A 15,005-nucleotide genomic window follows, 5' to 3' on the forward strand; every position below is an offset into this window, starting at 1 on the left:
GTTATCCCCTTTTGTTGTGTTTACTGTATTGAATAAAGCAATTACTATGCCAACTTTTGAAAATAGCTATAACTTATTGATTTAAAAACAATGATTCAATTTTAGACCTAGCGTATTAGAATAAAAAATAGTATAATTAACCAAATATTAGTGATTTAAACTAAACTTTAATTAAAATGACTAATCAAGACAAACAATTAATTGGCGTTTCTAAATATTTTCAAGCAATGCTCGACGATATTTCCAAGCTCGCCCCACTGGATAAACCGGTGTTACTCATTGGAGAACGTGGCAGCGGTAAAGAAATGATTGCAGAACGTTTGCATTATTTATCCTCGCGTTGGCAAGCACCCTTCATCAAATTAAATTGCGCCACATTAGTTGACACATTGTTAGAGTCGGAATTATTTGGTCACGAAGCAGGAAGTTTTACAGGAGCTAGCAAACGCCACCACGGACGTTTTGAATTAGCGCATCACGGCAGTATTTTTTTAGATGAAATTGCAACCATGTCACCCCGTTTACAAGAAAAATTATTACGTGTCATTGAATATGGCGAATTCGAGCGCGTGGGTGGCACCGAAACATTAACTACTGATACTCGAATTATTGCTGCAACGAATGTTGATTTACCGAATTTATGTTTAGAAAATAAATTTCGCGCCGATCTGCTCGATCGCTTAGCCTTTGCTGTGATCACGCTTCCTCCTTTACGCGCACGTGAGGAAGATATTCTATTACTCAGTGAACACTTTGCGATTAATATGGCAACAAATTTAGGCTGGGAATTTTTCCCAGGATTTTCTGAAACTGTAAAACAACAATTATTAGAATATTCTTGGCCTGGTAATGTGCGTGAATTAAAAAATGTGATTGAGCGTGCGGTGTTTTACGCAGAGAATTCCCAGAAAATTATTCAAACCATTATTTTTGATCCATTTGATTCTCCTTTTCGACCTCAAGCAACCGTTACTCCTTCAGCAACGATACCAGCACAACCAACCGTATTACCCAGCTCATTAAAAAATCATTTACAGCAAATAGAAGCTGAAATCATTATCAATGCACTTGCACAACATCATTTTCATCAAGGAAAAGCGGCACACGCTTTAGGACTCACCTATCACCAATTACGCGCGCTATTGCGCAAACATAACATAAAATTCTCAACTCATCACTCTTGACCCTGCGCCTACATCTGGCACAATGCAAGCATTCGAGAATAATGAGCATTGACGATGGAAAAAACCTACGATCCTAGCCAAATTGAAAGAACTTGGTATCAAACTTGGGAAAAAAATAATTATTTTGCCCCACGTGGCGAAGGCAAACCCTATTGCATCATGATCCCTCCTCCTAACGTTACCGGTTCATTGCATATGGGACATGGCTTTCAACATAGTTTGATGGACGCATTAATCCGCTATCACCGGATGCGCGGCTTTAAAACGCTCTGGCAACCAGGCACCGATCACGCGGGAATTTCCACTCAAATGGTGGTGGAACGGCAATTGATGAATGAAGGATTAACACGCCGCGAATTAGGGCGCGAAAAATTTGTTGAGCGCATTTGGCAATGGAAAGAACACTCGGGTAATACCATTACCGGACAAATTCGTCGGCTCGGGGATTCTGTCGACTGGACACGTGAGCGATTTACCCTCGACGCTGGACTATCCAATGCCGTGCTCGAAGTCTTCGTACGTTTATACGATGAAGGTTTAATCTATCGCGGCACAAAATTAGTGAATTGGGATCCGGTTTTACAAACTGCCGTATCCGATTTAGAAGCCATTGCTCATGAAGAAGCTGGTCATTTGTGGCATATCCGCTATCCGTTGTCAGAAAGTAACGACTATCTGGTGATTGCCACAACCCGACCAGAAACATTATTAGGTGATACCGCCGTCGCGGTTCATCCTGACGATCAACGCTACCAACATTTAATTGGCAAAACTCTGCGACTTCCCTTAACGGATCGTGAAATTCCTATTATTGCCGATGACTATGTCGATCCGACATTTGGTAGTGGCTGTGTGAAAATCACACCGGCGCATGATTTTAATGATTATGCCGTAGGACTAAGACATCAATTACCAATGATTAATGTCTTAACCCTCGATGGAAAAATGAATCAGGAAGTGCCTGCAGTTTATCAAGGTATGGATCGCTTCGATGCTCGCAAAAAAATCCTTGCTGATTTAGAACAACTGGGGTTAATCGTAAAAATCGACGATCATAAATTAAATTTACCCCGCGGTGAAAAATCTAATGCCATTTTAGAACCGATGCTAACCCAGCAATGGTTTATGCGCATGGAAAAAATGGCGGAACGCGCTCTGCATGTGGTTGAAACGGGTAAAATTAAATTTATTCCTGAAAACTGGACCAAAACTTATAATCAGTGGTTAAACAATATTGAAGATTGGTGTATTTCTCGTCAACTATGGTGGGGACATCGCATTCCTGCTTGGTATGATGAACATAATAATATTTATGTCGGACGCGATGAACAAACCATACGCCAAAAATACCAGTTAACCGAGGATATGAAATTAACTCAAGATAATGATGTGTTAGACACCTGGTTTTCTTCAGCATTATGGCCTTTTTCTACCTTAGGTTGGCCGCATGAAACTCTCGATTTAAAAACATTTTATCCCACGTCCTTATTAGTTACGGGTTTTGACATTATTTTCTTTTGGGTCGCGAGAATGATTATGCTTGGTCTGACTTTTACCGATGAAGTACCTTTTCATGAAGTGTATATCACCGGACTTATTCGCGATAGCGAAGGCCAAAAAATGTCTAAATCCAAAGGAAATATTTTAGATCCCATTGATTTAATTGATGGCATAGATTTAGAAAGTTTACTCGCTAAACGCACTGCCAATATGATGCAACCTCATTTAGCCGAAAAAATAAAAAAACAAACCCGTAAAGAATTTCCCGAAGGCATTCCCGCCTACGGCACTGATGCCTTACGCTTCACCTTTTGCGCACTAGCCACACCTGGTCGTGAAATTCGTTTTGATATTCAGCGTTTAGCAGGCTATCGAAATTTCTGTAATAAAATATGGAATGCTGCGCGTTATGTGTTCATGAATTGTGAAAATCAAGATAATGGATTTAATGATCAAGCAAAAATTCTCTCCGTGGCAGATCGCTGGATTTTATCGCGTTTACAACACACCATTGCAAACGTGCATGATTATTTTCAAAGTTATCGGTTTGATTTGCTCACGCAAACCTTGTATGAATTTATTTGGAACGAATTTTGTGACTGGTATTTAGAATTATCAAAACCGGTATTAACTCATGCCGATATTTCTTTTGCAGAAAAGCGCGGAACTCGTCACACCTTGCTTACCGTACTCGATCAAATCTTAAAATTAATTCATCCTATCATGCCTTTTATTAGCGAAGAAATTTGGCAAAAAGTGAAAAATCTCACACAAGCAACAGGTGAAACCATAATGTTGGAATCTTTCCCAACAACTTCTGAGGATTTGTTCGATGAAGCTGCAGAAGGTGATATTACCTGGTGCCAAGCTATTATTTTAGGCATTCGTAATATTCGTGGCGAAATGAATATTTCACCCGCCAAGCCCATAACGGTGTTATTGAATCAATGCAGCGAAGAAGATCTTCGCCGTTTACAACACTATCAAACCTTTTTAGCAAGTCTGGCTAAATTAACTGATATTTCCCCTTTAGAAAAAAATCAAACTCCACCACCGTCTGCTACGGCATTAGCGGGAAAAATGGAAATTTTAATTCCATTAGCTGGTCTGATTGATACGCAAGCGGAAATTGAACGGCTCCAAAAATCCATTCAAAAAATTGAAAAAGATTTAGAAAAATCGCGCGCAAAATTAAACAATAAAAATTTTGTGGATAACGCTCCCCCAGATGTGGTGGCTAAAGAACAACAACGAGTAAGCGAAATGGAACAAGCTATCCTGCAATTGCAAGCCCAGTTAGCTAAAATGGCGGGTGTGACTTGAACAGGAGTTTCGCACTTTCAGTGCGCTACTCCTTCCTGGATTGATTGCGGGGCGACAGAACGGTTAAAGAAGCTCGAGCTTAACCACTAGTGCTGCGCAACACCGGCGATTCACTTATTTATGAATTACTATTTTATGAATCATATTGAAATGAATCTAATTTATTGATATTATAATCTTATGAATATCCTTAATTTTGAAAAATGGTTCCCCTCAGGCCTAGTGGAAGAGGAAGGCTTTTGTAACCGAGATGAGGAAAGGAGTGAGCTTAAGCAAAGCATCGCTCACATAAGGCACACGCTTATTGTCGCACCTCGCAGATACGGAAAATCCAGTCTCGTTCATTGGGTCGTTAACGAAAATCAGTTTATTTATGGCAACGCTGACTTGTTTGTTGCCACAGATGAACGCCATGTTCAATCTAGAATATTTTCGGGGATACAAGAAATAATTAACCGAATTCAAGGATCCGCCACGTCGAAGCTCGAGGTGTTCTATGAATCATTACGAAAAAGAACAAGCGCACTTAAGGTGTCATTGGTTGGGGTTGGAATAGAGATCGCGCTACAGGATGATACCGATCCAGCGGCAAATATATTGAATGCCCTTACTGCGCTCGAGTTACTTCTTAATAAAAAGAATAAAAAAGCGGTTTTATTTATTGATGAGATCCAAATTATCGGGCAAATGAAAACCGGTAGAGCAATTGAAGGTGCCATTAGACATGTCGCACAAAAAGCTAAAAATTTATGTTTTATTTTCGCTGGAAGTCGGCATCATTTAGTTCATGACATGTTTAATAATGAAGATAGACCGCTCTATCATTTGTGTGAACAACTGCATTTAGAACGAATTGATGAAATGGCCTATACCAATCATCTCAATCAGTTGGCCATGAAGAGATGGAAGAAAAGATTATCAGATAAGTTATTGGCCGTAATTTTTTCTCTGACAGAAAGGCACCCTTATTATATGAATTTACTGTGTTATAGAATATGGCGTCATAATACTATTCCCTCTATAGAGCAGATCGAAGATACTTGGCGTTCTATGGTGATAAACTCCCGCGCGGTGATTCTTGGAAGCCTTAATGCATTAAATCAGACACAAATCCGCGTGCTTATCTATATTGCATCAGGTAATAATCAAGCACTCACTGGCAAAAAGGCAATCGCTGATTTGAAGTTAGGGGGCTCTCATATCTCTCAGGCCTTAAGCGGATTAATAGACGGAGAATTCATAGAAAAGCACTGCGATAACAGTTATATAATACTAAACCCAATGATTAAAACTATTTTGGCTCTCTATTACAAAGAATGATTTTGGATAGATTCTCATGTTACAAGGTTATAACAAACTGTATGGAGAGCAAACTCTACTGTCCAAAAACGATGTTCACCCTGCTGCCGCTGTCATTGAAGGTGAATGATTATTAACCCCACTCTCAAGCGAGCAAGAAGTGTATTTATTGAATTGCGATTGGGTGCGGCTGTTAAGCATGCCCATATATTCATAGCACACTAATTGTTGGGATTTCGTCATTTTACCGAGTAGTTGTTGACCCAACTGAATACCTTCGTCCGTATGAATAATACTGCTATTCGATTGTAGTGCGCGAATAAACGTTTCATAGGCTTGAGTGGAATTCATCTGATCAATCGTATCGGTCACTAAATGCCAATGTTCTGGATTATTGAGATTTAAATCGCCAGTAGCCGCATAAAATAATAAATAGGCAAAGCGATCCACGGGATTATTTTCGACAGTTTTAAGCCACGTATCGACTAAACTACTCACGACCGGATTCGTTGTCTGCGCTTCTTCAATTTCTTCTAGCACCGCATTGCTAGCATTACGGATAGAGTTTTGAGAAGGAACCGTTGCGACAGGCGCGGCTACTTGTTGTAATCCTTGCATCACCCGCATTTCATCCTGTTGAAATTGTTGCGCTAGCATATGAAACATGCAATCGCCGCCACCTGCATTTGGAAGTGTAGTACGTTGACCTTGATCATTGTGGACGACTAATTCCCAATGCCGGCCAATACCTTCTTGCACATTACGGCTTTGTGTCCCAAAACAACCCACATCAATACGTAATCCGTGATAATTTTCTTGGGTGAAACCTGCATAAGGTGGGAGTGCTTCATTCATGAGGTGAGTGATGGTTTGATAGCCTAAAGCATGTGTAACCACATTCAACGCGGCATCATCTCCCGAATGACCTTGGCGTGTTAGGTTATGAATATATTGATTTAATTCGTGTTGAGAATTGAATTCTCGCAAACAGCGACCGGCAACCACGATGGCCAATTTGGAATTACGTTCTTGAATATAAAGATTTTCACGCAAAATTGCAGCCGTTAACTCGCGGACGGCTTGCTGCTGGCTCGATTGAGTGCGTAATAATTCAAGGTATTTTAGCCACCAAAGCTGTTGTTGTTGGGTGAGTTTGATATCGTGAAAGAACGATGGATAAAATTCATAAGCCATAAATCAACTCCTTAAGTTGAAGCATATTCCATCTGAGCGTGAAGAAATCCTTGAAAATTCTACAACGATTTTTATTAATATTGTTCGAATTGTATCATTATAAGCTTAAGGTTTTATTAAAAATAGCATCTTCCCTCATCCTGCGTTACACTGGTGGCTATCTTTTTTAGTTGAAGGACTCATTCGCAGCCATGAGCACAAGCCTTAACCTTGAAGCCAGTTTGAAAAAACTCGAAAATATTGTTGAAACCATGGAAGCGGGTGATTTATCGTTGGAGCAATCGCTCAAAAATTTTGAGCAGGGCGTAAAACTTATCCGCCAATGCCAAGATGCGCTCACGAAAGCGGAACAAAAAGTTCAAATTTTAATGGAAGAAAATAGCGAATTACTCCTGGAAGAATTTATTACCGATGAGGATAACCCCGAGTGAGTGATTTTCAGCAATTTCGCCATAACCTGATCCAACGGGTTGATCAGATCCTCGATCGCTTTTTGCCCTCTATTCACTCCAGCCCTTCCCGTTTACATAATGCCATGCGTTACGCGGTATTAAATAATGGCAAACGCATACGCCCTATTCTGGTCTATTGCACAGGCATAGTGACTCACACCAATGATGATATCCTGGACACGATTGCTGCAACCATCGAATTGATCCACAGTTATTCGCTGGTTCATGATGATTTGCCTGCCATCGACAACGATGATTTGCGTCGCGGCCAACCGACGTGTCACAAAGCATTCGACGAAGCCACCGCCATTTTAGTCGGCGATGCTCTCCAAAACTTAGCGTTTCAAGTCTTAACGAATCTCGAGCATCCCAGTATTACACCAGAAACTCATTTGCGGTTATTAAAAATTTTAACCCGCGCCTGTGATACGACTGGCATGGTAGGTGGACAAGCAATTGATATTGCCGCTACTGGGAAAATTTTATCCCTAAGCGAATTAGAAGACATGCACCGCCGTAAAACGGGCGCGTTATTATCGGCCTGTGTCGAAATGGTGCTAGCCACCAGCACGTTAAATCCGCGACAACAACACACGCTCTTGCAATTTGGCCAATACATTGGCTTAGCGTTTCAAATTCAAGATGATATTCTCGATGTGATTGGTAATACCGAATTATTAGGCAAACACATTGGGCAAGATCAAGCTCAACATAAAGCGACTTATCCTGCTTTACTGGGATTAGAACAGGCGAAAAATAAAGCGCAACAGGCGATCGATCTGGCCTTAAACGCATTAAACTTATTCGATGAACAAGCTGATCGTTTGCGAGAATTAAGTCGGTTTATTATTGAGCGCGATAATTAATACTTGCAAGCGCTAAATAAATCATCGATCATGTGCAACTTATTATAGTAATGACCGTTAATTATCATGGACCCTAAGCAATTTAAATTATTACATACTATTAACACCCCAGCCGATTTGCGTACCCTTTCGCGTGCCGATCTACCCGCCTTATGCGCTGAAATTCGCGAATGGATTTATACCAGTTTAAATCAATGCGGTGGGCATTTTGCGGCAAGTTTGGGCGTCGTTGAATTAACGGTGGCTCTGCACACGGTGTTTAACACGCCCGTTGATCAATTAATTTGGGATGTGGGTCATCAAGCTTATGTTCATAAAATTTTAACGGGGCGCAAAGAATTACTCTCGACCATTCGCCAAACGCACGGCCTTGCGCCGTTTCCTAAACGCGAAGAAAGTCAGTTTGATGCGTTTGGCGTTGGGCATTCTAGTACGTCAATTAGTGCCGCCTTAGGCATGGCCATTGCCGCTAAACTCGATAAAAGTGAACGCCACTCTATTGCCGTGATTGGCGATGGCGCCATGACCGCCGGCATGGCCTTCGAAGCCTTAAATCATGCAGGCCACACCGATGCGAATTTAATCGTGATTTTAAACGATAATGATATGTCTATTTCCAATAATGTCGGTGCGCTTTCACAACATTTTACTAAAATGCTCAGTGGCTCCACTTATGCGAAATTGCGCGAGCATGGCAAAAAGATATTAAACCTCATGCCAAGCCCCATGCGTGACTTAGTGAAACACACGGAGTCTCAAGTAAAAGAATTAATGACCGAAGGCGTGGGTAATTTATTCGAAGCCTTAGGGTTTGATTATAGCGGTCCCATTGATGGACATGATGTTGATTTACTCTTAACCGTACTCAGTTCCTTAAAACATAAAAAAGGCCCACGCTTATTGCACGTGATTACTCAAAAAGGTAAAGGCTATTATCCGGCTGAATGCGATCCAATTGAATATCATGCGGTAAAACCTGGATTTTATCAGCGCGAAAAAAAATCCAGCAAACCTTCTGCACCTACGTATTCTAATATTTTTGGACAATGGTTGTGTGATATTGCTGCGCTTGATGAACGGATTGTGGGAATCACACCTGCCATGCGCGAAGGTTCCGATTTAATTCAATTTTCCCAAGAGTATCCCGAGCGCTATATGGATGTCGCCATTGCTGAACAACATAGTGTAACTTTAGCAGCGGGCTTAGCCTGTCAAGGCAAAAAGCCGATTGTGGCGATTTACTCAACCTTTTTACAACGCGCCTACGATCAACTCATTCACGACGTTGCTTTGCAAAATTTACCGGTGGTCTTTGCACTGGATAGAGCAGGAATTGTGGGGGGCGATGGTAGCACCCATAACGGCGCATTTGATTTAGCATTTTTACGCTGTATTCCCAATATTATGATCATGGCACCTGCCGATGAAAATGAAATGCGACAAATGCTTTATACAGCCTATAAACAATCATCACCCGTCTGCGTGCGTTATCCGCGCGGAACGGGGCCTGGTATTGCCATCGAAAAAAATATGCGTGAACTCCCCATTGGCAAAGCCGAAATTAAACGTCAAGGTAAAAAAATTGCCCTACTCGCCTTTGGCTCGATGGTTTATCCCTTAATTCCCATCGCAGAAGAATTAAATGCCACGTTAATTAATATGCGATTTGTTAAACCACTCGATCAATTATTAATTATTCATCTTGCCAAAACTCACGATTTAATCGTCACCATTGAAGAAAACTCCGTGATGGGAGGCGCTGGCAGTGGAGTAAATGAAGTGCTGGCTAAAACAAAATGTTTAGTTCCCGTATTAAATATCGGCTTAACCGATGAATTTATTGAACATGGCGATCCTCACGAACTCTTAGCAGAAAATGGTTTGCATCCTGAAACGATCAAACAAAAAATTCTCCAATTTTCCCAACGCCAAATTGCCCAGCATATTGAGGCTGTCTAATTTTTTTAGTATGAGTAGATGAGAGAAACAATGAATACCAACTTAAAAAAAATCCAAGATCAATTATGTGCTTTTATTTGTCAGTCAATGCAGGAACAATATACGGATGAAAATAGAATTATTTTTCCTAATCACATCAATTACATTTCGATTGAAAAAATTAATAGCACTAGAACGGAACACAAATACTGCATTTCTGTCTCTGGCTCTCTAGAGGATATTGAAAGAAACAATGTTAGAGATCATATGGTATCACTATTTAATTCATTAACTATAAGACCCCAATTAAAGAAAAAAAATTTCGCATTTCCCTCTGTGCCAGCGCCAGTGAGACAAAAATCCGTTAAGATTATAAGAACTTTGTAGGGTGGTAAGGAACAATGAAAAATGACCACAAAAAAACGAACACTGGCACAAGAAGAGGACTTTCCTCAAACTGCTGATGTTTTGCCTGAAGGCCGTAGGCCGCAAGGCGAAACATCAGCGGCGGCGCCACAAACTACACCGACTGACATTGCTGATGTGCAAGTAAAAGTGCCGCGACGTTCATCCCGCCGCAAATTTAGTACGGACTATAAATTAAAAATATTAGAAGCTTATGATGCGTGTGATAACGCTTTAGCCCGAGGTGCATTACTGCGCAAAGAGGCCTTATATTCCTCTAGGATCAGCACTTGGAAAAAGCAATTACACAATGGGCGATCCGTGACTAAAAAAACACCCAAATCAATTTTGTTACACCAGCAACAAGAGCGTGAAATTGCGGCACTTAAAAAGAAATTGGCGCAAGCAGAAGCGATCATTGATATTCAAAAAAAAGTCTCGCAATTGCTTTCACTGAACGTCCTCAATCACGAAGAGAGCGAGACGAAATCATGAGTTACATTAAACAACTTTCAACACAAAAAGAGATTGCACTGACAACATTATGCGATAGCTTGCAAATATCACGGGCAACGCTTTATCGAAATCAAGAAAACAATTTGCAACCGCTAACAAACGCACCGCTAAAACCACATAATGCGATGAGTGATGAAGAGCGGCAAACGATCTTGGATGTATTGCATAGCGAACGATTTATGGATTGTACCCCCTACGATGTTTTTTATACCTTGCTGGATGAGGGGCAATATATTGGCTCAATCCGCAGCCTGTATCGGGTTTTATTGCAAGCCGGTGGGTCCAACGACCGACGTCAACAGCGGCGCCATCGAGATGCTGTGAAACCCGAGCTGATTGCCACACGGCCTAATGAAGTTTGGTCGTGGGACATCACCAAATGTTTAAGCGTTAATCGACTGGAATATTATCATTTATACGTCATTCTCGATATTTTTAGCCGTTATGTTGTCGGTTGGATGTTGGCTGAACGCGAGTGCCAACATCTTGCAAAAATATTAATCCAAAAAACCACCTTAAAATACGGGATACAACCAGGACAATTAACGATCCATTCTGATAATGGCCCTAGCATGCGTTCACAGACCGTCGCTACATTACTCGATAAAATCGGTGTTTCAAAAACACATAACAGGCCTTATACCAGTAATGATAATCCTTTTTCAGAGTCACAGTTTAAAACATTAAAATATTGCCCTCAATTTCCTGAGCGTTTTGAGTCATTAGCGCACGCAGAAAAATTTTGTAGGGATTTTTTCCAATGGTATAACAATGAACATTATCATTCTGGTATTTTATTTTTAAAACCGATCAGCGTGCACCGTGGACAAGCTGAGCCTATTTTGCAAAATCGATATAAGGTATTATTACAAGCTTATGAAAATAATCCTGCTCGCTTTAATAACAAAATACCCACATTAAAAAAATTAAAGCCCGTTTATATTAATCCGCCCAGCGATGGTTATGAAAAATCTTATTTACAACAGGGGGAATTTATGGTGTAATTTTTGCTCTTATCTCAAGTCAAATTTTGTCTCATTTCCGCTGACACATTCCGTTTAATTATTATTTAACTCCTGATGGGTTTAATACCTTGGCGAGCCATATTGCTAATAATTTGAATAATAATGCTGCTCAAGAATCCTCTAAAAAACTCTCTTGCAACATTCTTTAGTAATTATATTTAACTAGGTTATTAAACTTCAGCATAGAATAATTATAAACATACCCCAACCCAACCTATCCAAATAATATTTATAAGTTGAGTCAAGCACACCATAGTGATCGTGTAAATAACAGACCCAATCTTTTTCTTGTAATAGATCAAGCGCACGTTTACCGTGCTTTGGGGTAAGTTCACCCTCATTAAAAAATGCTTACTAAAGGGTTTATCGGTGGGATTGAAACACAATATTTAAGGATATTTTTTATCGTCGATAACTTTTTTTATTAATGACGTTTTGCCGAATCAACGCGGAGCCACTAACACCGTATGCTGTCCCTCTTCCATCGCCGCGATTAATGCTTTGCATTCACGCAAGCGATCATAAAACGCATCGCCAAAAGCAATGCCCGCCGGGAAAAGTTTAGTCATGGCAAGTTTCCTTTTTCAGTGAATTACTTACTACCGATTTCCAATGTTAAGCTTCCGTTTTTTGGAAATTAAATCATGGAAACCATTATTAGGAAACCTTGTCTGGTTTTAGCGAGGTAGCCGCACCTCAACGCCCGCTAAGAGCCTGTGCAAAATCTCCAAACTTGGGTTAGAAAACGTTGATTTTTGCGCACCGGAGTAGAGAATATCAGTAATTTATGACCTAGATGGGCGTTTTTGAACAGACTCTAAGCGCGTTTGTCTATTAATTCTGGGTCAAAAAAGCACTTGGACTCTCTACTTTTTTAGCCTATAGTTGGCTTTTTGTAAGTAAGAGGCAAGACCATCGTGTTTGAAAAATCTATCGAATTATATCGAAAAGCCTGTGAAGTTATCCCTGCTGGCGTCAATTCGCCCGTGCGTGCATTTGGCGGTGTAGGCGGCAATCCTATTTTCATCAACCATGGTGAAGGCGCTTTTTTAGTCGACGTAGATAATAACCGTTATCTCGATTATGTGGCTTCGTGGGGCCCGTTAATTTTAGGTCATGCTCACCCTGAAGTAGTCGATGCTATGATTACCACCATTCATTCAGGTACCAGTTTTGGCGCTCCCACTGAACTTGAAATTCGCTTGGCTGAAAAAATCGTTGAGTTGATCCCAAGCGTTGAAAAAATTCGCATGATTAATTCGGGTACCGAAGCTGCAATGACTGCCATTCGTTTAGCACGTGGTTATACGGGGCGTAATAAAATTATTAAGTTTATTGGCTGTTATCACGGACATGCCGATGCTTTATTAGTAAAAGCGGGTTCAGGAGCATTAACCTTTGGCGTGCCGAATTCTGCCGGCGTTCCAAACGGTGTTACCGAAGACACGTTGCTGGCTAATTTTAATGATTTAACCACGGTGACTAAATTATTTGAACACTATGGCAACGATATTGCGGCTGTATTAGTTGAACCCGTGGCAGGCAATATGAATTGTGTTTTACCTGTTCCTGGATTTTTAGAAGGCTTGCGCGAATTATGTGATCACTATTCCAGCGTACTCGTTTTTGATGAAGTGATGACTGGTTTTCGCGTAGGATTAGGCGGCGCACAACACCGTTTTAATGTGCGACCTGATTTATCCTTATTTGCCAAAGTCATTGGTGGAGGGATGCCCGTGGGTGCGGTGGGTGGTCGTCGCGAAATCATGGATTCTCTTGCCCCACTGGGTGCTGTTTATCAAGCCGGTACCTTATCCGGTAATCCCTTGGCGATGACGGCAGGTTTAAAAACCTTGGAAATAATCAGCCGCAACGGTTTCTTTACCGAGTTAGAAAATAAAACCATTCAGTTAACCGATGGTTTAATGCAACGCGCGCAATATTTTGATATCCCTTTTCAATGCACGCAAATCGGCAGTATGTTTGGTTTATTTTTCACAGATAACTCTGTGATTAATACGTTTGATCATGTGCAGGCCTGTAATATTAATCATTACCGCTATTTCTTTCACAGCATGATTAAAAAGGGTTTTTATTTTGCACCATCGGCTTTTGAGGTGGGTTTTATGTCTTGTATTCATAGCGAACAAAATATTTTAGATACCCTCGATGCTGCTGAGACGACTTTTGCTGAAATGGCAAAACTATAAGGAACTAATTTCATGAATCAATATGATGCTTGTGTATTAGGTAATGCTCTACTCGATTTAGAATTTGAAATTACCGATCTCACCTTAGAGCGCGCGCAAATTGAAAAAGGCGTGATGACATTAATCGATAGCGATCGCGAGCGCTATTTGTTAGAAGAATTAGATGGGATTAAGCATGTTAAAGCTTGTGGAGGCTCAGCTGCCAACACTGCAGTATTAATTCAACAATTAGGCAATCGAGTTTTTTATTCTTGCCGCGTGGCCAATGATGATGCGGGTAATTTTTATATTCAAGATTTACAAGAAAAAGGTGTCCATCACAATTGGCAAGATCATACTCGACCCAAAGGCGTGACTGGAAAATGTTTAGCATTAATTACTCCCGATGCTGAACGCAGCATGAGTACTTTTCTTGGAATTACCGAACAATTCTCTCGAGAAGATTTAAATAGAGACGCCATTAAAAATGCCAATTATTTATATATCGAAGGATATTTAACGGCTTCACCCAGTGCTTGGGAAGCCGTCATTGAAGCGGCATTAATTGCTAAACAGCATCATACTCGCATTGCCTTAACCTTATCCGATCCTAATATGTGTCGTTATTTTCGCGATCAATTTAATCAATTATTTGAAATTGGTGTGGATTTATTATTTTGTAATGCCGATGAAGCCATGATTTTTACTCATCAATCCTCGATTGATCTTGCTAAAAAAGTCTTACTGGATTTTTCGCAGCAATTTGTCATCACCAATAGTTATAAAGGATCGATTGTTTTTGATGGTCAAGCATTTATTGAGGTGGCTGCTTATCAAACAACCCCTATCGATACCACCGGCGCTGGCGATGTGTATGCGGGAGCATTTTTATATGCGATAAATAGTGGTTTTACTTGTGAACAAGCCGGTGATATTGCCTCGCTTGCGGCAAGTAAAGTCGTCATGAAATTTGGACCCCGCTTAAATGCTGAAGAAATTCAAAATTTACAACAACACATGAATAAATATCGCTATCATGGCAGTGCCAACATCAACAGCTAAAATGATATATCTTTTCAGCGGAAATAATCATTGCTCTCCTGCTGTCAAACGC

12 protein-coding genes are annotated in these 15,005 nt (G+C 40.6%); 11 read left to right on the forward strand and 1 reads right to left on the reverse strand.

The window, feature by feature from the left end; all coding sequences use genetic code 11:
• The first annotated feature begins 176 nt into the window (after positions 1-176).
• The 3 genes from pspF (at position 177) to KIT27_03760 (ending at position 5,327) form a co-directional block, all read left to right on the forward strand.
• Positions 177-1,184: a phage shock protein operon transcriptional activator gene (pspF, locus tag KIT27_03750; protein ID MCW5588758.1), complete on the forward strand. Its 1,008-nt coding sequence runs from the start codon at positions 177-179 to the stop codon at positions 1,182-1,184.
• Between the two features lie 54 nt (positions 1,185-1,238).
• On the forward strand, positions 1,239-4,007 hold the full coding sequence (locus KIT27_03755) for a valine--tRNA ligase (protein ID MCW5588759.1): 2,769 nt from the start codon (positions 1,239-1,241) through the stop codon (positions 4,005-4,007).
• Positions 4,008-4,187: 180 nt separating this feature from the next.
• Entirely contained in the window at positions 4,188-5,327 is a 1,140-nt protein-coding gene (locus KIT27_03760; protein MCW5588760.1) for an ATP-binding protein, read from the forward strand.
• Between the two features lie 75 nt (positions 5,328-5,402).
• Here the strand turns inward: KIT27_03760 and KIT27_03765 are convergent, their stop codons facing one another.
• Entirely contained in the window at positions 5,403-6,500 is a 1,098-nt protein-coding gene (locus KIT27_03765; GenBank protein ID MCW5588761.1) for a hypothetical protein, read from the reverse strand.
• A 191-nt stretch (positions 6,501-6,691) separates the two neighbouring features.
• Here KIT27_03765 and KIT27_03770 point away from each other — a divergent pair, with 191 nt between their 5' ends.
• The 8 genes from KIT27_03770 to KIT27_03805 all read left to right on the forward strand — a co-directional run bounded on the left by KIT27_03770 (position 6,692) and on the right by KIT27_03805 (position 14,953).
• Positions 6,692-6,931, forward strand: a complete 240-nt coding sequence (locus KIT27_03770; protein MCW5588762.1) for an exodeoxyribonuclease VII small subunit — start codon at positions 6,692-6,694, stop codon at positions 6,929-6,931.
• Positions 6,928-7,818 carry a polyprenyl synthetase family protein gene (locus KIT27_03775; GenBank protein MCW5588763.1) on the forward strand — a complete coding sequence of 297 codons (891 nt, stop codon included), beginning with the start codon at positions 6,928-6,930 and terminating at the stop codon, positions 7,816-7,818. The genes KIT27_03770 and KIT27_03775 overlap by 4 nt, the downstream gene beginning before the upstream one ends.
• Positions 7,819-7,884: 66 nt before the next feature.
• Complete coding sequence (gene dxs, locus KIT27_03780) at positions 7,885-9,777, forward strand: 1-deoxy-D-xylulose-5-phosphate synthase (protein ID MCW5588764.1); 1,893 nt, start codon at positions 7,885-7,887, stop codon at positions 9,775-9,777.
• 30 nt (positions 9,778-9,807) lie between these two features.
• Positions 9,808-10,143, forward strand: coding sequence for a hypothetical protein (locus tag KIT27_03785; protein ID MCW5588765.1), 336 nt, complete (start codon positions 9,808-9,810; stop codon positions 10,141-10,143).
• A 21-nt stretch (positions 10,144-10,164) separates the two neighbouring features.
• A complete protein-coding gene (locus tag KIT27_03790) occupies positions 10,165-10,656 on the forward strand; it encodes a hypothetical protein (GenBank protein ID MCW5588766.1) in 492 nt (163 codons plus the stop codon).
• Positions 10,653-11,681, forward strand: a complete 1,029-nt coding sequence (locus KIT27_03795; protein ID MCW5588767.1) for an IS3 family transposase — start codon at positions 10,653-10,655, stop codon at positions 11,679-11,681. The genes KIT27_03790 and KIT27_03795 overlap by 4 nt, the downstream gene beginning before the upstream one ends.
• Positions 11,682-12,619: 938 nt before the next feature.
• The gene (hemL, locus tag KIT27_03800; GenBank protein MCW5588768.1) at positions 12,620-13,912 is read left to right on the forward strand and encodes a glutamate-1-semialdehyde 2,1-aminomutase; all 1,293 of its coding nucleotides are present in this window, start codon (positions 12,620-12,622) and stop codon (positions 13,910-13,912) included.
• Positions 13,913-13,924: 12 nt separating this feature from the next.
• Positions 13,925-14,953 carry an adenosine kinase gene (locus KIT27_03805; protein MCW5588769.1) on the forward strand — a complete coding sequence of 343 codons (1,029 nt, stop codon included), beginning with the start codon at positions 13,925-13,927 and terminating at the stop codon, positions 14,951-14,953.
• Positions 14,954-15,005: the final 52 nt, after the last annotated feature.

The organism is Legionellales bacterium, assembly GCA_026125385.1.
Lineage (GTDB): Bacteria > Pseudomonadota > Gammaproteobacteria > JAHCLG01 > JAHCLG01 > JAHCLG01.